Source organism: Halalkalibacter alkaliphilus, from assembly GCF_023555415.1.
In the GTDB taxonomy this organism is placed as follows: domain Bacteria; phylum Bacillota; class Bacilli; order Bacillales; family Bacillaceae_D; genus Halalkalibacter; species Halalkalibacter alkaliphilus.
In genome coordinates this window covers 27290-46925 of the sequence record NZ_JAKRYL010000015.1, presented here as the reverse complement: position 1 = coordinate 46925, position 19636 = coordinate 27290, and the positions used below count along the sequence as shown (strand labels likewise).

Below are 19636 nucleotides of genomic sequence, written 5' to 3'. Positions count from 1 at the left end.
GCCCCGTCTTTATCTCACTCTTTCACCCATTTTAAATATCCGATGGATTTAGCTGCTTTAAATAGGCCGTATCACTTTCCATCGTTTCAAGCCACATCGTAACCAATTCCACCCCATTTATTAACTCGATTCCTAATCCATCCGCATATTCAACTGCCTTTTTTGTAAAACTTGACGTTGTAATCACATAACCTCCAACAGCTCCCCATTTCTCCATATTTGAATGGACGAGCGCAATGGCTTCAAAATTTACATCTTTATTCGTGCATTTTACCTGCCCCATATAAAGGCCATCTTCTCTCCTATTTTCAAAATCCACGCCAAAGTCTCCACTTGCTTTACTTACAAACATCTCTCCCCCATACTTAGCTTCAATAATATCAGCGACAAAATGTTCAAAAGAAAGAGGGTCTTCCTTTAAAAAGTTCGAGCTATATGTCGTGGCACTACTTGACTCTTCTTTTTTAAAGCGCATATACAATCCCATTGCAAGAGTCTTCCTTAACTCCAAATCACGCTCTATTTGATCAAGAAGAAGCTCTGCAAAATCATTATGTTTACTTTTAAGACGAATCCAATTTACTACCGCAATGAGCGTGATTAATATAGCTCCAATTACTGTCATCATTTGCAGATTAATTTGTATATCCATTCGTAGCACCTCCACTTATTAAGTTTATACAAAACACTAAATTGGCAAACATTTTTCTATTCTTCTAAATTTATTAAAATAATGCTGGTAATTTCCGAAAAATAAAGTATATTTTATATAGCCATATTAAATGGAAGTTTACTGGAGGGATATAAATGTGTGGTTTCATAGGTGAATGTAGAAAGAAGGATATGCCCGCAATTGATTCACATACATGGTTTAAAGCAATTGAAGCAATTCATCACCGAGGTCCTGATTCGACAGGACACTTTTTAGATGAACATGTTCAATTAGGTTTTAAAAGATTAAGTATTATTGATCTCGAACACGGGACTCAACCTATGTCTTTGCAAAATAGATACCACATTGTTTTTAATGGGGAAATCTACAATTATATTGAACTTAGAAATAGCCTTATAGCTGAAGGTTTTGTATTTCAAACTGATTCAGATACAGAAGTTTTGCTAGCAATGTACGCTTCACATGGGATTGAATGTGTGAAAGAGCTTCGTGGAATGTTCGCATTTGCTATTTGGGACAAAGTTGAACAAACGCTTTTTGCAGCAAGAGACCCTTTTGGAATTAAACCATTCTATTATACTGTGACCGAGGATCGTCTCTTTTTTGCTTCAGAGCAAAAAAGCATTCATTCCTATATCTCAATAGATGAATTATCAAAAGAGGCCTTACAACATTATTTAACTTATCAATATGTTCCTGAACCTTTGTGCTTATCGAATAAAATCTCAAAGCTTCTTCCAGGACATTATTTGCTCACTTCACCAGGACAAAAGGTATCGATAGAATGCTATTTCAAAAAAACCTTTACTCCTGTCAAAGAAAACATGAAACATTATTCTAAAAAAACAAGAGATGTTTTACTAGATTCAGTCGAAAAACATATGAGAAGCGATGTGCCTGTTGGTGCCTTTTTGTCATCTGGTATTGATTCTACAAGTATCGTTGCACTAGCTAAACAACACAATCCTAACTTAAAGACGTTTACTGTTGGATTTGACCATCAAGGTTTTAGTGAAATTGATATTGCTAAGGATACAGCCGAGAAATTACAAGTAGAAAACATCCACAAGATTATTACACCGGAAGAATTTATGCAAGAGCTTCCTAACATTATTTGGCATATGGATGATCCGGTTGCAGACCCTGCTGCCGTTCCTCTTTATTTTGTTGCCAAAGAAGCTAGTAAGCATGTAAAGGTTGTCCTTTCTGGTGAGGGAGCAGACGAATTATTTGGTGGTTATAATATTTACCGCGAGCCATTGGCATTAAATTGGTTTAATTATATGCCTGGGTCTATGAAATCCCTTTTGCATAAAGTGGCATTAGGATTGCCTGAAGGGACGAAAGGCAAAAGCTATTTGTTAAGAGGAACCACTCCGTTGTCTGAGCGGTATATTGGAAATGCCAACATTTTGAGTGAGCTTGAAAAACAGCACTTACTTACCGTCTATGATACATCTAATCCGTTTATGAAGATGACAAGAAATCTATACGACGAAGCGGCTCTATTTGATGACTCCTCAAAAATGCAATACATTGATCTTCATACGTGGCTACCTGGCGACATCCTTGTTAAAGCAGATCGTATGACAATGGCTCATTCCATTGAACTACGAGTTCCTTTTTTAGATAAAGAAGTGTTTGCTGTGGCAAGTGAGGTCCCTACTTATGCTAAGATTTCTCACGGAACGACGAAGTACGTGTTAAGAGAGGCTATGAGTGAGTTTATTCCTGAATCCGTCTTGCACAGAAAAAAACTTGGATTCCCTGTACCAATCCGTCACTGGTTAAAGGACGAGCTTTATGATTGGGCCCGGAACCTTTTACTAACTAGTCCAACAGAGTATTTATTTAAAAGGGAAGAAACAATAAAATTATTAGACGAGCATGTACAAGGGAAAAAGGATAACAGTAGAAAAATTTGGGTGATTTTGTGCTTTATGGTATGGCATTCCCTCTATATTGAAAAAAATGCTTGGAATCACAGTTTACTGAATGAACCTAAAGTACCAGTTACTACGTAAGACGAGCTACATTTTTTGTAAGCCTTGAGAGGAGTGAGTTTTCTCCTCTCAAGATAAGTAGCGAACGTAGCCATTGTCAATCGATCAAATTCTACTCTTACTTTCCAACAAATTGTTCAATTTCTGCTAAAATCTCTTTTTGAATCTCTTCTACTTTAGTGAAATCCATCGCTTCAATATAGAAAGCTTCTAATTCATCACGGAGCGCTTTTGCTTCTTTTAAATAGGAAATTCCTTCTTTCATTTTGTCTTTGTATGGTTTGGTCGTTTTCTCGATTTCTGTTGCAAACTTTTCATCTGTACCTGGCGTGATACACCTTGCATACATATCAATGATTTCATCTGAATCACGATCAGGGAAATATTCGTGCGGAGCTGTACTATCAAAAATGGCAAAACCCAACTCTCTTACAATGACCATATCTAAACTATTGGGATCAAAACCGCAATGATACACTTCAACATGAAATCCTCTCTCTTCACCTGCAGCTGCTATCTTCTTTAGCATCGTCGATTTTCCAGACCCTGCTCTTCCTTTAATGAAATAGCGTTTGCTAATATCTTCCGTTAAATTTTGAATAAAATCTACTGCTCCGTTTGGAGTAGCTGCGCCTAAAAAACGGTGTTTTACTCTCGCTTGTTTTGTGTCTGAATTCTCTCCATAAAAACGAGAAATTAACTCATCCGTAAGTTGATTCGCTTCCTTGAAATCCATATTGGAAATATAGATATCTTCAATATCATCATGTGCCTTTAATGCTTCCGAAAATGTATCGTAAGCAGTTTGAAAGGTTGCAGAGATTTTTTTGTTTAATGTAAGTATTTCTTCTTTATGCTGTTGCAATTTGTTTGAATCCCACGCCACTCCTAAGTTCACATATTCCTCAATGACACCAGGTGCTTTCGGTTCAATCACATGAGGAGCGGTACCATCGACAATTCCAACCCCAAAGTCAGGAATAATCACTCCATCAATCGATTCGTTGTCTGAGGAACAGTGTAAGAACTCAATATTAATACCTTTATTTACCATTTGTTGTCCAACTGCTTTCATTAAAGAGGATTTTCCAGTCCCTGGCCCTCCTTTTAAAATAAAAAGACGCTCTAAATCTTCTAATGCAGAATCATATAAACTGTAAAACCCTTTCGCTGTGTTTCCTCCTGCATAAAAGTTTTGAACTTTTCCTTTCATCTAATCACCCTTTCCGCCTTTACCACAACATATGTAAGTATTCTTACAAGGGTGATTGCCTAACCTAAGTAAATTCAAACTTAATGTTACATGCCATTTGTTAGATTATCCTCTACCTCTTCTAACACTTGTAACAACAAGCCTGGTCGCTCTGTAATAATCCCATAACCATATTAGTTAAAACGTCAATAAAAAAAGAATTCCACTATTGTATAGGGAATTCTAAAATAACAGAAATGCGTTCATTTAAACGAAGCCATGCCTTTTTATCCAGCTATCTGGTTTTCGCTACTTGTTCTTATGAAATCTAACGAAACTTCATTAAAATGTTCATGTGCTTCCACGTTGCAAACGTGCCCGCTTTCTTTTATGACGATTAACTTACCAGGAAATGTGTGATTAATTTCTTTTTTTACTTTTGGAAGAAACATATAATCATTTTCTCCCATGATACATAATGTCGGTATATCTAAGTCTTTATTCTGGATTTCTTGATGATTCGAGTCCACATCACTTGTTATTCGAAACCATTTTATAAACTCCATTTGGTTCATCCTTTTTGCTTCTCTTCCAAATAACTGTCTTGATTCCTCATGTTGTTTTCTTGGCATCATAATCCAAGCAAATAAATTATACAACCACATATAAGGTATTCGTTTTTTTACTAAATTTCCTGCAGTAATTAAGATTCTAGAGCGAAGATTAAATCCTATAATTAAACCTCCGAGGATCATGGACTTCACCTTTTTCGGAAAGGAGTAGGCTATATTTCTAATGACAATGCTACCTAAAGAAATCCCCATAAAATGGGCTTTTTTTATATTTAGATGATCCATTACTTCTACTACGTCCTTGCTAGCCTGTGCAAAAGTATATCTTTCATCCTTTGTTTTTCTATTAGAGGACTTTCCATGTCCTCTTAGTTCCACTAATAGCAAATTAAAATGCTTCCTCAGGTCTTTTATTTGTTTATACCAAATGGTCGAACTTCCACCTAACCCATGTATCATAACAATCCATTCGTGTTTAGGCGAGACCTCATACGTTTTGTAATATAACATGCATTCTCCTTTTTATGAGCAAAATTTATACTAAAACTGGTGTCTTATCTTGTTTTTTATATCCGTCGATAATTGTCCGTAGCATTTCGTTATCCATGTTTAATACTTGGTTATTTGTCGCATTTAGCAGCTGTTGAGTATTGGTTATGCTAAAATCAATATCACGATTTACATAAATGGTGAAATTTGATACGAACTCATTTAAAACCATTTCCTCTTTCGTTAATAAAGTATCTTCTCTCGAATTAAATTGAATATTCGGGAAATCTAGTAGTTCTCCTATCATTTTTAGCCCTTCATGATTTACTGGAGGGTTAGGATTGGTAACATGATAGATTGTTTTATTTTTTGCCTTTTCTAATCCAGCCATTAGAACACGACAAACATAATCTACTGGTACTAAATTTTGAGTACCCGATTGATTTCCAATAATATTATACCTTTTACCGCTATCGTTCCCTGCTCTAGATACTTTTTTCTTGAATATTTCAAGCCCTTTCATAAACCCATATAATCCAAAAGTAGAATCCGATTTACCAGTTACAGAATGACCGACAATAATGGAGGGTCTAAAAATTGAAACGTTCATATGTTCACTATAAGACATAACGATATGCTCAGCTTTGCATTTCGTTTCCTCATATGGATTATTAAATTCTTGGTCCATTTCATGTAATGATTCCTCAGCAGCGTTTTTCTTTCCTAGAGTATAAGCTGTACTAATATAATAATACGATTTCACGCCAATATTTTTAGCCAACTCTAATGAATGTTTTGTTCCCATTTCATTTACTTCATACAATTGATCGGCCATTTTAAAATCGAACGATAGCAGTGCCGCTATATGAAAAAAAGCATCTATTTTACCTTTAAGGTTGCTTTGATCTTTCTTAGAGATTCCTAGGTGATTGTCCGCAAGATGTCCTTCTATTATCTCTACTTGTGAATGTTGATGTTTCGGAATTTTATTTAATAAAGTTTGGCTCTTCTTAGTTGATCTTACTAACACATAAACTCTGTTATCTGAATCTAGTAGTTCCTGGATAAATTGGGTACCTAAGAAGCCTGTTCCACCTGTGATAAATATATTCATATAGTTCCCCTTTCGTTATCCGCTTTCATGAGTTACCGCCATTATACACAACATTTCCAACATAATCGTGCTGTAAATCTTTCAATTATGTGAAGTCTTATTCTTTTATAACATAAATTTACAAATTATCTCCTAATAAGTGGGGTCAAAACTAAAAGGCTACTAAAAAGGGTATTTTTCCCTTTCAGTAGCCTCTGTGTTACTTTTCTAAAAGTGTTTGCACCGTAACAAATTCGTATCCTTGTGCTTGTAGCTCATCGATCATTCTTGGCAGAGCCTCTACCGTTCCATCGAGAAGACGAGCATCCGACTGAAAATTATGCTGAAGGATAATCCCGCCTGGTGAAATATCTCGCCGTACAATATGCAGTATTTCCTCTGCTGATTGACCACTCCAATCGATTGTATCAACAGACCACATAATGGTTCGCATCCCCATCTCATCTAGAACGATATGGTCCGACTTTGTCAATGCACCATATGGTGGGCGGAAAAGATCCGGCATTCTACCGACTGTTTTCATCATTTCTTTTTGAGTCGATTGTATTTCATCTACTAACGTGGATGTCATAACAGTCGGGATATTGGGATGACTCCATGTGTGATTAGCTATCCCATGTCCCTCCCTTACAATTCGCTTCATCATAGCGGGGAATTCTTCTATTTGTTGGCCCATGACAAAAAAAGTTGCCGGAACATTTTTCTGGTTGAGGATATCTAATATTCTCGGTGTATAATAACTATCCGGCCCATCGTCAAAAGTGAGAGCTACTTGTTTCACTGCCGGATCTCCTCTGTATATAGCACTTGGAGCCACTGGAATATTTGTTGTTATAAATGTATGGCCCCTTTCTCTTTGATACGCTACGTCCATCCCAAGTTTTCGAACGACATCAATAAGTGGAACAAATGCCTCACCATTAAATTCAATTGTTTTCGTTGAAAGACTTTGACGCCTCCAGGTCCCGGTGGCATGACCGTAGACATCGGCATAATCTCTTCCTACGGGCAGAGCAAATTGAATGTCTTTGTGTTTAAACACAACAGAGCGATACTGCTTATTCCAACTAATTTTGACACCAGTATGTTTTAGAAATAACGCTGGGACGAGTAAGTGACCGTCTCTCATTATGTAGCGTGTCTCAAAGGGCTGATTGTCAATGTAGATCGGCGCTTCTGGCAACTGAGACTCTTGTGCCAATGCAGGGGCAGAGCAAGTGGCCAAAATAATGAAGCAAAAAAGGATGAGTATTCCATTTTTATTTAGCATAACAATTCCTCCTGACCAAGTATGTTTAGTCTTTCCTATTCCAGGAGGTTTATGAAGAGGGGACTAAAAAAAGCCGTTTTTACTTTTTTAGTCCCTTCTTCTGCTTAAAACGATTGGTTCGCTTGTTCGGAATCACAGCGTAGAAAAATGGTACCCTTTCTTTTTTAGCTTTTGAATTAGTTTTGGCAAAATTAAAAGTGTTTGCTCCAGTTCATGTAGAAGAATGATTGAACCATCTTGAACATGACCGACCACGTTTTCTATAATTTGATTAGGATCTTGTTTTAAATTCCAATCAAAGGATGAAATATCCCACATAACCGTCTGTAGTTGTAAATACTCCACGATCTTCAATGTATCTCGATTGTACTGTCCAAAAGGAGGTCTAAAATACTTGACGGTCTGCCCTGTGATGGTTTCGATTGCTTCTTTACTCGTTTGTATTTCATGCATTTGCTTAGCAAAACTCAACTTAGTCAGATTTGGGTGACGATGGGTATGAGCACCGATTAGGTGACCATCATTAAGTACACGCTTCCATGGCCTATTATGGTGGAGCAATCTGGTTTGCCAAAAAAAGACTGCATTCACTCCCTCTTTTTCTAAAATGTCTAGAAATTGGGGTAAGTATCTACTCGGGCCATCATCAAATGTTAAGACGATTCCTGTTTTGTTACACTTTGTCATATTTGATAAGACACTTGCTTCTTTTGAGTTGTACACAACCTCGGTAGTAACCACTCATGGACTTTTTTGCATTTGTTACACTTCCTTCTATCTATCTACTTTTCACTAACAAATTAACCGCTTCTTGAATCATTTCTTCCGTATCTTCGCCTTTGTTTATTTGTTCACGGACACATTGCTCTAGGTTCGTGCTCACAACAAGTCCAATTGTTCGATCTAGTGCATTTCTTGCAGCAGACATTTGAGCTACAAGATCTTTGCAATCCTTTTCCTCTTCCATCATACGAATTAATGCCTTCACTTGTCCTTCTACACGCTTTACTCTATTTTTCATTTGATCATTATATTTCATTTTACTTCCCCTTTCTAAAATACACCGAACCTAATCCTATACCATCATATCCTACGTTCCTTCACACTTTCAACTTCTGCTAACCTTCATTATACACTTGGCACAAAATGTATGTTGAATACCGAACGTATTTTCGCATATAATGATAACACAAACATTTGTTCTTAATTCGGAGCGTGAATTCAATGAAAACAATCTTTCTTGTTGATATGCAATCTTTTTATGCATCTATTGAAAAAGCAAGATACCCTCATTTAAAGGACAAACCGCTCGTTGTATCTGGAGACCCGAAACGGCGTTCGGGAGTTATTTTAGCCGCCTGTCCTCTAGCAAAGAAAAGTGGTATCAAAAATGGCGAACGCTTATGGGAAGCTGAGCAAAAATGTCTTGATTTAGTTGTAGTCCCTCCAAAAATGCAAGACTACATTACGATCTCTGTTGAGATTACAAATATTTTAGAGCAGTATACCGATTTAGTAGAGCCTTTTTCGATTGATGAACAATTCATTGATGTAACCGGCAGTCACACGCTTTTTGGTCCTCCTCTTGAAATGGCTGAGAAGATTCAACAACAAATTTGGGAGAAAACAAAGGTTCGAGCGCGTATTGGAATCGGAGAAAATAAAGTGTTAGCTAAAATGGCTTGTGATCATTTTTCTAAGAAAAACAAATCCGGTATCTTTTGGTTAAAAAAAGAAGAATTAGAAAAAACATTATGGCCCCTGCCCGTTGAGAAGATGTTTGGAGTTGGGGGTCGAATGGCGGGTCACTTACGGAATATGGGAATTCGTACAATTGGTCAATTAGCGGCTGTTCCCTTAAAACGTCTACAGGACAAGTGGGGGATTAATGGGCATGTTCTTTCTATGACAGCTAACGGCGAGGACTTTTCCCCTGTCACAACCTCTTCTCACGACGGACAAAAAGCGATCGGCCATGGTATGACCCTTCCACGTGACTACATAGGACTTGCTGAAATACGCGTTGTCTTACTTGAGCTCTGTGAAGAAGTTTGTATGAGAGCACGAAAATCAAACGTGATGGGGCAAACCGTAACCGTTAGTGTCAGCGGAGCTAGCTATGAAATACGAAGCGGCTTTCATCGTCAAGCAACTTTATATGAGCCAACGAACTACGTAATGGATATCTTTCGTGTCGCTGAAAAGATCTTTCTTAAATTTTGGGACGGAAATCCGATTCGAAGACTGGCTGTTAGCTTAACAAAACTTTGTCGTGATGATGAGCTACAACTTAGCCTATTTGATACAGGAAGAGATAAAAAGACCGATCTAGGCTACGTGATGGACGGAATAAAAGAGAAATATGGCACAACAGCTCTCATTCGAGCTTCTTCTTTGACAAAGGCTGGTCAGGCTTTTGAACGTGCCAAAAAGATAGGAGGACATTATAAATGAACGAGCAGCATTTACACCGTGGAAACCTTCTTTGGGAAAGCAGTAGAATGTTTTTACCTGAGCATAAAGAAGCTCTCCTTGAGCGGCGAATGGAACTAAATAAAGTCGCAAAGCCCGAATTAGACGAACAAGAGTTAGAAGAAATCGGCATTATTGTGACCGACTCACTCAAACATGAGCTCGATGTTCAAATCACCTACTGGCAAGATGGAATGTTTTATGCACTTATAGGAATTGTCGATCGTATTGACTGGCATTGTAAGAAAATAAAAGTAAAAGCTGGAGATGAACCAACTTACATTGCGATTGATTGCTTAAAATCAGTCGTCCGACTCTAACTCGTAAGCATTGCTGTTCTTTTTTTCGTATCACTTTTTCTAGAAGCTAGAACTTACATCGGTCTAGCTGCTTTTTCTATTCCCTTCTATCCACTGACATAAATTAGGTATAACTGGGAAATATTACACGCATACAGTAAAAATGGAGGACACAAATGAACGAGACACTTGTCGTAATCATAAGATCAGTTATTACTTTTTTTACCCTCCTCGTTTACACAAGGTTGATAGGAAAACAGCAAATTGGAAACTTAACGATGTTTGATTATATCAATGGAATTACAATTGGCTCGATTGCTGGAACGATGGCTACCGATACTTCATCAAAAGCGTTAAATCACTGGCTAGCCTTAACGATCTTTATTGTTTTTACTATTCTTCTTCAAATTACCGATATTAAAAATCGTTATTTATCAAAAGTGATTGATGGCGAACCTGTAACCGTCATAGAAGATGGAAAGATTTTAGAAAACAATTTAATGAAGTCACGCTTAACAAAAGATGAACTAATGGTACAGCTCCGCAGCAAAAATATCTTTGACCTTACCGAAGTAGAAGTTGCTCTATTAGAGCCCGATGGAACGTTGTCAACTCTAAGAAAATCCGAATTTCAATATGTACAGAAGAAAGATTTGCACATCAAGGTGAGCAGAGCTAAATTAACAACAGAAATCATCATCGATGGACTATTGCTTCCACAAAATTTACAACAGCGCAAGAAGGATCTTGCTTGGGTCCAAACACAACTAGACAGAAAAGGAATCAAAGATTTAAAACAACTCTCCTATGCAGCCATCTTACCGAACGACACACTCTATGTAGATTTATTTGATGATCACACAACAAAAACAAATGATATTAGTGATTATAAAGGACCTTACTAATAGCAAAAAGGAGCATCACTCTTGCGAAAAACACTCTTATACGCTGTCCCGGTAACATTTATCCTAGTAAGTTTAACTTTGATGATTAGTGGAGGTTGGCTGAAAGAGCCAATGGGAGATCAAGATGAGCTCTTAAAATCCGTTCAAAACATTGAACAGCATGTAAAAAGAAATGAGTGGCAAGAAGCAAAGCGTGAACATACATACACAAAAAAAGCCTGGACCATTGTCTCAAAACGTATTCAATACAGTGTAGGTAAAGAGTCCCTCTCCGAAGTGAGCCAAATTCTCTCTCGCATGGAAGGAGCAATAGAGGCAAATGATGCTAATGTCACCTTAGTAGAAGCATATTCTTTTTACGAGCTTTGGGAAAACCTCGGCTAATATATACAAAAGACAAAAAACCCGAAAAAGATATCACACCTTTTCGGGTGGACGAATCGTCCATAAATTCAATTCCCCCAATGATTACTATCCTCAGTCCATTTCAGGTAATGTTACATAAGCTAGTTTCTTAATAATCTCTTCATGTTGTGGGTATGTTTCTAGAAGGTCTTTTTGTGTGAAAAGTTCGAAGTCTTCATATTCAAACCCCGGCGATACCATACAACCGACAAGAGAAAAAGCTCCCTCTTCTTCCTGTGACAGGGATGAACCAAAAATTGCATTTTTCGGTACTAACACTTGAGGTACTTCTCCTTTTTCAAGATCTAAACCTAAACGAGCTTCCTCGTATTCTCCATTTTCATGAATAATATGTACGGATAACGAATTCCCTGCATGGAAATACCACAATTCATCCGACTGTAAACGGTGAAAATGCGAAACATCACCGGTTCGTAATAAAAAATAAATACTTGTATAAAGCATTCTTTCTCTTCCAGGCACTTCTTCCGTAGAACGGAACGATCTCTTAAAAAAACCGCCTTCAGGATGAGCCTCCAGCTCAAGATACTTAATCCAATCTTCTGCCTGATAGTCCTTCATACCAAACCCTCATTTCTAATAGTCACTATACCAAGTAAACCAAATGCAAGGAAAAGAATCAACAAAGAACAAACTTACTAAATTGTAGAAAAGACGATTTTAGTTACCTGCAAACGCTGCACGGAGGCATAAATACTTAATTACGGCCCTAAAAAAGACGTTTTTCTACTTCTGGTCATCCGTTACTGTTTGCTTTGATTGAATACTCAGCCATAAGCGGTCTTCTTCCCACTTCAATCTCAAAGGAAGTTGAAACGTTTTTTCCAAATTTTCTTCAGTTAGCGTCGATTGTTTTTCTCCTTTTGCAACAATTGACCCGTTATTAAGTAATAATGCATGTGAAATGGCAGGGACGACTTCCTCAATATGATGTGTCACATAAAGAAGAGTTGGTCCTCCCTTTGTTTCAGCTAACGATTGAATCGTCTCTAGAAGTTGTTCACGTGAGAATATATCCAATCCATTACATGGCTCATCTAAAATAAGTATTTTTGGTTTTGCCATTAAAGCTCGGGCGATAATGACTCGTCTTTTTTCTCCTTGTGAAAGACTCGAAAACCTTTGCCCCGATAATTGTTCAATCTTTAATTCTTGTAGCAATAGTGTAGCCTCTGAAACATCCTCACTAGTAATTTTATCATAAATTCCAATGGACGCATGTTTTCCACTTAGGACAACGTCAAGGGCCGTATCCCTCCCCCTTGCAGCATAACGTTCATCAATAGAGGCGCTGACCCAGCCGATCGATTTGCGAAGCTCTGGAATATTAGCCTGTCCAAATTTTTGATCAAGTACATGAATCTCCCCTTTTGATGCCCACTGATATCCCATTAACAACTGTAAGATCGATGTTTTCCCTGAACCATTTAATCCTAAAATGACCCAATGCTCATTAGGAGTGACATTCCATGAAAAATTATGTAAAATTGATTTTCCTTCTCTTTGCCACGAAACATTCTTTAAAGAAACTACTCCTTGTTCTGTCATCATTTTCCTCCTCCCGATATAAATATATTGTATAGCGTTAAACTATTTATGTCACTTTCCCCCAAACTGAATCTTATAAGATTTTAAAAAAACCATAAGTTCCCCTGGAATAATTTACAAATCACTTTCTTTCTATTACTATTTTTATGTATAAACTTAAAAGAATGGTGGGATGTTGATGTTTAAAAATATATGTGTATTTTGTGGATCAAGCTTCGGAACGAGGCCAAGCTATGTCGAGGATGTACATACATTTGCCCAAGCTCTTGTCACAAGAAACATAAATCTCGTATATGGTGGCGGGAACCATGGTCTAATGGGGGAACTAGCACGCTATGTTCTCGAAAGAAAAGGGGAAGTAGTAGGTGTGATTCCTAAAAAAATACACGAGAACGTTCAGCATATCGAGCTAACGGACTTAATTATTGTGGACGATATGCATCAACGGAAAGCAAAAATGTATGAACTAGCTGATGGTTTCATCGCCTTACCCGGAGGTATCGGTACCATTGAAGAATTGGCAGAATCATTAACGTGGCAACAAATTGGTTATCACCAAAAGCCAATCGGCATTCTAAATCCAAATGGCTTCTATGATAAACTGCTTTCATTACTAGAACATATGACCAATGAAGGGTTTCTGAAAGCTAATTTTCTTAAAAACATTATTATCTCTGATTGTCCAGAAGAGCTCTTACAAAAAATGGAGAACTTCAAACCAGCTTACGTAAGTAAATGGGATACATAACAAGGCTGTCTCAAGGGAAATATCCCTTTGAGACAGCCTCTTTCCGTTTCTTAGTCAATATTCACTTCTTCTAGTAGTGGTTCATCAATTGGTTTTGCGCCATTTCGTTTTTCTTTTAACTCAAAGTAAGCTTCAAGTGCTGACTTCGAAATTTCTTGAGCAATTCCTTGGCGACCACCATTGCTGCCAAGCTTCACATCTGGTACAACGACAGCAAAAGCTATTTCTGGATTATTGAACGGTGCATATCCGACTAATGATTGGGTATTGCCATCAACGACTCGGCGATGATCACCTTGACCAACAGCAACTTTCACTTGAGCGGTACCCGTCTTACCAGCAGGTTGATACGAAGCATTCGCAAAATTCCCCCGAGCTGTTCCTCTTGTCATCACATCACGAAGCCCTTGCTGAACACGACTAATATGAGCATCACTCATCTCAATTCGATTGAGGATCGTTGGTTCAAACTTTTGCATAACCGCTCCTTGCTCATTTTGGTTCGTAGAAGGTTCACGTATTTCTCTTACAAGCCGAGGCTCCATTCTGTAACCATCATTTGCAATCGTAGCAATATACTGGGCTAATTGAAGAGTCGTATAGTTGTCATATTGTCCAATCATCAAATCAAGAAGATTCCCCCCACTCTCACTCCCTCCAGTTAAACCTGATGAATAAGAAGGAAGGTCGATCCCCGTTTCTGAGCCTAACCCAAATTGACTAAAGTTATTTCGAACCTCTTGATAAGCACGTTCAACTGTACCTCCAGACCCCGTCGTCCAACCACAACTTGTGTTTGGAGCAGTATAATAACAGTTAGCCATTCTCATTCCAATTTCAAACATATACACATTGGACGATTGCTCAAGTGCGCGTCGATCATCAATCCATCCAAACCCACTTGTGTTCCAGGAACGTTTTGGCGGTGTAGATGGTAAATAAATAGGTCGGTCATTAAAGCGAGTACCTGGTGAAGCAACCCCTGCATGAAAGCCCGTTAAAACTGACGCTGCCTTTACAGATGACCCCATTTCAAATACTTTATTTACATTACCGGCGTGATCTGCATAGCTATTACGCTCACGGTCTGCCTGATCCCAAAACCCTGCCATTGCTAAAATGTCACCCGTACGCGGATCCATTAATACAGCATAAGCGGATCGATCTAAAATGAATGAATTTCCAGACTTTCGAATCTCCTCATCAATAATGTCTTCAAGCCTTTGTTGAAGCTCCATATCTAAAGTGAGAACAAGATCATTTCCACGCTGACCTAATCGCTCATTCACTGTTCTATCAATCGTTCGCGTACCTTCACGTTTTGTAACGCTTTCCACTATCGCTTTTTGCCCCCGTAACACTTCTTCATATTGAGCTTCTAGGTAGCTTGTTCCTACGATATCCGAGCGCTCATAACCACGCGATAAATAATAATCCACTCTTTCACTTGGTATTTGTCTTGTTGAACCAAATAAACTTTGAAAGGAGTCCCCATAAGGATAGGACCTGCTTGAATGTCTTGCGATATCAATACCTGGTAGTCTATCTAAATTTTCACTTATAAGATGTGCTTCCTCATCCGTTATTCGCTGCTTGATTCTTTGTGGCGAATTAGCATATCCTCTGGCCATCTCCCGATAAATTGCTGCAACTTGTAATTCTTGATCAGAGAGGCTATCAATTTGTTCATCCGTAATCCGCTCAACCTCAAGCTGATACTCTTCAGAAGGGCCATCAAGTTCCCTTCTTTCTTCTCGAGTCACAAGCTCATAACGCTCTTCCTCTGACATATTCAATAAAATGTAATCCCTTTTGTCTCTTGGCGTTACTCGATCCGTCTCAACTTCAATTAATGGCTCCAAATCTTGAGCAATTTCAAGCATTGTTTGCGCCCTTGTTGTTCTAGAAGGATTGGTGTATGTAACGGATAATTCCAATTGATTGTCGACAACAACATGACCGAAACGATCGTACATCAATCCTCTAGGTGCATCGTGTCGTTCTGTTGCATTCGTAGTTGAAGCCAGTTCACTAACAAATGTTTCACCTTCAACTATTTGAACAAAGCCTAAACGCAAAATCAATGCGGAAAACAAGAGAAACACGACAAAAAAGAGGACATTTAATCGAAATGAAAGATGATTCCTTTTCTTTTGCCTATGTTTTGGTTTGTTCTTCTTCTTCATAACCCTCTCACCTTTTCACCTACTTTTAACCCCGTAAAAACGAAGTAAAAAAAGGTTATTATATGGAATAAATCTCTAAACTTACATGACTAAATACTATTTTAACATATTTCCCCATAAAAATAAGGTATTTTCCAGTAATTTAGTAATAGTCTTATATCTACATTTCATAGAATCATAGTTAAAACGTAAAAAAAGAAGTAGCTAGTTATTGAACTGTTCGTCCTCCCTAACCACTTCTTGACTATTGACCAATTGCTTATAGAAACTTGATAAAAGAACCATTAACAAATGAGTCCACATAAGCAGATAATGATTCTCTTTGGTTGACTTCAAAACCTGGAGACGTTTTAAGATCAAATGAAAACTAATTGAAAAAGCCAACAACTTACATTTAGAAATCCAATCGCCTACCTTTACTGTCTTTGTGGCAACAATAGCATATACAATTGAATATAGAGGACCAATGAGAAAATGCTCATACCATGTATACACTTTTCCAATTCCAAACCTCAACTTTCTTAACACAACTAACAAAAACAATATATTGACTGAAGTGACCAAAATCATATTAAAAAGAGAAACCGATAAAACAATCGGGGTTCCTTTTTTGATATGCTTGTACCAAATATCACTTAAGTAAAAATGAACGGGAATAGCCAAACCAGTAAAAATAGGATTCCACCAATTTAGTTTATAAATTTTCATCCGCAAGAAAAGGAACTCCACGGAAACAAAGTATAAATTAACAAATAGCTTTGTTCTCCACTTCACCTCAAATGCAGTCAGGTACAAGGAAGTAAAAGGGATAAAAATAGCTTGCGATAAAAGAGCACCAAAAATATTGTCCAAATTTCTGTTTTTCAAAAACTTTGGTTTATACTTATATGCTTGAAACACATTGAGAACAAAGTACTCAAAAAAGTAAGCAAAAGAAATATTCGATAACAGAGCGATAAACAAGTTTTTTCGATCTTTTTTCATGATAAAAGTAACCAATAGCAGCGTGCTATGAATGAAAAATAATAACCCAAATGCCAGTCTATTTCGTTTTTTGTTAATCATTATCACGACTCTTCTCTTCTGGTTGTAGTAATATAGTGTGCATCTTTTTAAGTTGTTATGTAGACTACACCCCACATCAATATGTATTCAATCTCCTACTTTTAATAAAGCATTCTTTCTTCTCGTTCGATATGGAGTAACACTTTTCATCCATTTTAGCAATGGACCTTCATAGAAACCTTTGCTTAAAGGTGGTTTGAAAATCAAGAGAATACAAATGACAGATGCAATAGATGCATTGATAATCATAAGTGGTTTTTTTGTTAATAAATAGCTAAACAAATACATTTTTATATACACGCATATAGACCAAAAAATCATCCACCGGTGATGAAATGTAATTAATTGTTTCTTATGGAAAAGAAAAAACTCTATGGATGCTGAAATCGCAATCCATTTCACAATATGAATGAATTGATTATACAGGCGACTAGGGAACTCAGATAAATAGAGAAGAATGACATGAGGCATAATAAAAAAAATATACAACGCCCTAAGATATTTGACTTTTACAAATGGAGAGTTAAACTCCCAAAGCAGAAAATGTTTAAAAAGATAATAATAAAGCGAATTAAAAAACATGACAAAAAGCACACTTGGGAAAAAATGTTTAAAATTTGAATACGTTTTCCTTCTTACGTTCAACAAAAAAACAACTAGCGATAGCGCAAGATGCATTTCCTAACCTCTTTTACAATAAAGTGTACCTATTATGATGTACAGTTATAGTAAAAAAATGTAACGAAAATAAAACCTTGTAAAATAACTGAAAACAACCTATTTGAGTTGCCTTCAATCTAAAAACCTTTTTCGTTCATCTGATGGTAGTAGCATACACCTTTCATTTCTTCCAAACCTATAACGATTCTTCGCAACGAAATGATACAAACTATCTCTGATAGGTGTCGGTATTAACAAAAAAAGTGAAAACAAGCTCCAAGGCCATTTTAACTTCATGCAAATCTTTAAAGCTGCAGATGACTTGATAAAATAAGTTTGTTGATCTACTAAAACCAAACTATTTAGGTCGGAGTCTATCCCGTATTGTTCCATAATTTTTTTACCTGTTGTACTTTGCTGTGAAGCAAATGTAAATATCGCTTTTGGATCTCTTTTTATAATAAATTGAACACTCTTATTACAAACGTTACATTCACCATCAAATAGAATAATTTGTTTCATCATACTGCACCTGCCTTTCCTATATACATACATTTTACCATAGCCTCTTCTTTTGAGATTTATCCTATCACTGAATGTCTACATTTTTATATTAAAAATGAAGTACAAAAAAATAGGTGGCTCATCTTAATATAAGCCACCCTAAAAAATGATCAGACACTCTAACAATACATTCCATCTACACTCGTTTATTCACAGTAAAATTAGCATCAATCAACAACCAATTTTGTGGAAACTCCCATCCTAACACCCAATAATAGAAGCCGCGTAATCCAAATTCTTTCACCAGATCGAATTTTGCTTGCATGCTTCTTGCGTCTTCAAACCATACTTCATGCTCTTGCCCTTCATCATCAACATAATTGAAGAAAGGCGACTGCGCAACTGTATCATACTCAATAATAGCGTTATGCTCTGCTGCAAGACGGATTGCTTCCTGGTGATCGATCGCACGTGCTCTTGTAACACCTTCTACAAAAGGCAAGGTCCAGTCATACCCATATAATGGAATACCCATCATAATTTTATCATTTGGCATTACGGAAGCCGCGTATTCGATAACTCTTCTAACTTCATTTAGTGGTGCTACTGCCATAGGAGGTCCGCCAGTCCAGCCCCATTCATAAGTCATAAGGAAAACAAAATCGGCAATTTCTCCATGGGCAGCATAATCATGTCCTTCATATAATACACCTGGCATACCAGGCTCAACTTGAGGTGCTAATGCACTAGAAAGAAAATAGCCTCGCTCATCTAGTCTAACTCTCGCTTTTCTCATTAGATCGTTATATTGTTCTCTGTTTTGTGCACCTAAGTATTCAAGATCAAAATCTAAACCCAAATACCCCTTTTCATCCATTATTGCAATCGCTTCGTCAAGCAAACGATTTTGTAGCTCTTCACTTTGCAAAACAGTAGTGACAAGCTCCGTATCGAAAGCACCATTTTCAAGATTTGTAATAACCATTAACGGTACGACTTGATTTGCCAAAGCCGTATTTATTATTGCTTGATCATCAATTGGTGTCAGTGTCCCATCAGCATTCAATTCATAACTAAAAATTTGTACATACGTTAAATATTGGCCAACTTCATCTACGTACTGTGGAGACTCTTCACCCGTAATTCCTAAATCAACATACGCTCCAACATCAACAGCTGGCTTTTGACGGTAATCACTTGGGATATACAACCTAAACCAAGTTGGAATATTATTTGGATATTCAATATTGTTAAAACTTACAATCTCTTCAACCGGCACTTGAAAACGTTCGCTAATAGACGATAAAGTTTCCCCCTCTTCAACCCAATAAACACGACCGCCTACTGGAATGACAAGCGCTTGACCAATAACTAATTGATCGGGGTTAGGCAATTGATTTGCATCGACAATCGTTTGAAAATCCACCCCGTACATTTGAGCAATGTTCCATAACGACTCACCAGCGGAGACAACATGTATTTCCACTATCTCGTCCTCCTAATCTATACA

At 37.3% G+C, this 19636-nt stretch carries 20 protein-coding genes; 6 read left to right on the top strand and 14 right to left on the bottom strand.

What is annotated here, in order from left to right:
• Positions 1 to 31: 31 nt before the first annotated feature.
• Positions 32 to 652: a restriction endonuclease gene (locus MF646_RS14765; protein ID WP_250097282.1), complete on the bottom strand. Its 621-nt coding sequence runs from the start codon at positions 650 to 652 to the stop codon at positions 32 to 34.
• A gap of 155 nt (positions 653 to 807) precedes the next feature.
• On the opposite strand from MF646_RS14765, the gene asnB reads away from it, so the two are divergent.
• The gene (asnB, locus tag MF646_RS14760; protein ID WP_250097281.1) at positions 808 to 2697 is read left to right on the top strand and encodes an asparagine synthase (glutamine-hydrolyzing); all 1890 of its coding nucleotides are present in this window, start codon (positions 808 to 810) and stop codon (positions 2695 to 2697) included.
• Positions 2698 to 2794: 97 nt separating this feature from the next.
• On the opposite strand, the gene MF646_RS14755 is transcribed toward asnB, so the two are convergent.
• The 6 genes from MF646_RS14755 to MF646_RS14730 all read right to left on the bottom strand — a co-directional run bounded on the left by MF646_RS14755 (position 2795) and on the right by MF646_RS14730 (position 8352).
• On the bottom strand, positions 2795 to 3889 hold the full coding sequence (locus tag MF646_RS14755) for a PRK06851 family protein (protein WP_250097280.1): 1095 nt from the start codon (positions 3887 to 3889) through the stop codon (positions 2795 to 2797).
• 266 nt (positions 3890 to 4155) lie between these two features.
• Positions 4156 to 4950, bottom strand: coding sequence for an alpha/beta fold hydrolase (locus MF646_RS14750; protein ID WP_250097279.1), 795 nt, complete (start codon positions 4948 to 4950; stop codon positions 4156 to 4158).
• Positions 4951 to 4975: 25 nt separating this feature from the next.
• Entirely contained in the window at positions 4976 to 6043 is a 1068-nt protein-coding gene (locus MF646_RS14745) for an SDR family oxidoreductase (protein WP_250097278.1), read from the bottom strand.
• Positions 6044 to 6242: 199 nt separating this feature from the next.
• Positions 6243 to 7313, bottom strand: a complete 1071-nt coding sequence (locus tag MF646_RS14740) for a polysaccharide deacetylase family protein (protein WP_250097277.1) — start codon at positions 7311 to 7313, stop codon at positions 6243 to 6245.
• A gap of 132 nt (positions 7314 to 7445) precedes the next feature.
• Positions 7446 to 8054, bottom strand: a complete 609-nt coding sequence (locus MF646_RS14735; RefSeq protein ID WP_250097276.1) for a polysaccharide deacetylase family protein — start codon at positions 8052 to 8054, stop codon at positions 7446 to 7448.
• Between the two features lie 37 nt (positions 8055 to 8091).
• Positions 8092 to 8352 (bottom strand): metal-sensitive transcriptional regulator, encoded by a 261-nt coding sequence (locus MF646_RS14730; protein WP_250097275.1) that lies wholly within the window; start codon positions 8350 to 8352, stop codon positions 8092 to 8094.
• Positions 8353 to 8537: 185 nt separating this feature from the next.
• Between MF646_RS14730 and MF646_RS14725 the strand changes: the two genes are divergently transcribed.
• The 4 genes from MF646_RS14725 (at position 8538) to MF646_RS14710 (ending at position 11373) form a co-directional block, all read left to right on the top strand.
• Positions 8538 to 9767 (top strand): DNA polymerase IV, encoded by a 1230-nt coding sequence (locus tag MF646_RS14725; protein WP_250097274.1) that lies wholly within the window; start codon positions 8538 to 8540, stop codon positions 9765 to 9767.
• Entirely contained in the window at positions 9764 to 10105 is a 342-nt protein-coding gene (locus tag MF646_RS14720) for a YolD-like family protein (protein WP_250097273.1), read from the top strand. The genes MF646_RS14725 and MF646_RS14720 overlap by 4 nt, the downstream gene beginning before the upstream one ends.
• Before the next feature lie 155 nt (positions 10106 to 10260).
• Positions 10261 to 10989 (top strand): DUF421 domain-containing protein, encoded by a 729-nt coding sequence (locus tag MF646_RS14715; protein ID WP_250097272.1) that lies wholly within the window; start codon positions 10261 to 10263, stop codon positions 10987 to 10989.
• Between the two features lie 21 nt (positions 10990 to 11010).
• Positions 11011 to 11373: a DUF4363 family protein gene (locus MF646_RS14710; protein WP_250097271.1), complete on the top strand. Its 363-nt coding sequence runs from the start codon at positions 11011 to 11013 to the stop codon at positions 11371 to 11373.
• 93 nt (positions 11374 to 11466) lie between these two features.
• Here the strand turns inward: MF646_RS14710 and MF646_RS14705 are convergent, their stop codons facing one another.
• Both MF646_RS14705 and MF646_RS14700 read right to left on the bottom strand, forming a co-directional pair.
• Positions 11467 to 11976, bottom strand: coding sequence for a cupin domain-containing protein (locus tag MF646_RS14705; RefSeq protein WP_250097270.1), 510 nt, complete (start codon positions 11974 to 11976; stop codon positions 11467 to 11469).
• Positions 11977 to 12141: 165 nt separating this feature from the next.
• Positions 12142 to 12963: an ABC transporter ATP-binding protein gene (locus MF646_RS14700; protein ID WP_338035499.1), complete on the bottom strand. Its 822-nt coding sequence runs from the start codon at positions 12961 to 12963 to the stop codon at positions 12142 to 12144.
• Between the two features lie 178 nt (positions 12964 to 13141).
• Here MF646_RS14700 and MF646_RS14695 point away from each other — a divergent pair, with 178 nt between their 5' ends.
• Complete coding sequence (locus tag MF646_RS14695) at positions 13142 to 13711, top strand: LOG family protein (protein WP_250097268.1); 570 nt, start codon at positions 13142 to 13144, stop codon at positions 13709 to 13711.
• A gap of 50 nt (positions 13712 to 13761) precedes the next feature.
• Here the strand turns inward: MF646_RS14695 and MF646_RS14690 are convergent, their stop codons facing one another.
• From MF646_RS14690 to MF646_RS14670, 5 genes are all read right to left on the bottom strand, one after another.
• Complete coding sequence (locus tag MF646_RS14690; protein ID WP_250097267.1) at positions 13762 to 15897, bottom strand: peptidoglycan D,D-transpeptidase FtsI family protein; 2136 nt, start codon at positions 15895 to 15897, stop codon at positions 13762 to 13764.
• 204 nt (positions 15898 to 16101) lie between these two features.
• A complete protein-coding gene (locus MF646_RS14685) occupies positions 16102 to 16962 on the bottom strand; it encodes a hypothetical protein (protein ID WP_250097266.1) in 861 nt (286 codons plus the stop codon).
• A gap of 87 nt (positions 16963 to 17049) precedes the next feature.
• Positions 17050 to 17640, bottom strand: coding sequence for a CBO0543 family protein (locus tag MF646_RS14680; protein ID WP_338035498.1), 591 nt, complete (start codon positions 17638 to 17640; stop codon positions 17050 to 17052).
• 114 nt (positions 17641 to 17754) lie between these two features.
• The gene (locus MF646_RS14675; protein ID WP_250097264.1) at positions 17755 to 18144 is read right to left on the bottom strand and encodes a thiol-disulfide oxidoreductase DCC family protein; all 390 of its coding nucleotides are present in this window, start codon (positions 18142 to 18144) and stop codon (positions 17755 to 17757) included.
• Positions 18145 to 18322: 178 nt separating this feature from the next.
• On the bottom strand, positions 18323 to 19612 hold the full coding sequence (locus MF646_RS14670) for a glycosyl hydrolase family 18 protein (protein WP_250097263.1): 1290 nt from the start codon (positions 19610 to 19612) through the stop codon (positions 18323 to 18325).
• Positions 19613 to 19636 lie beyond the last annotated feature (24 nt).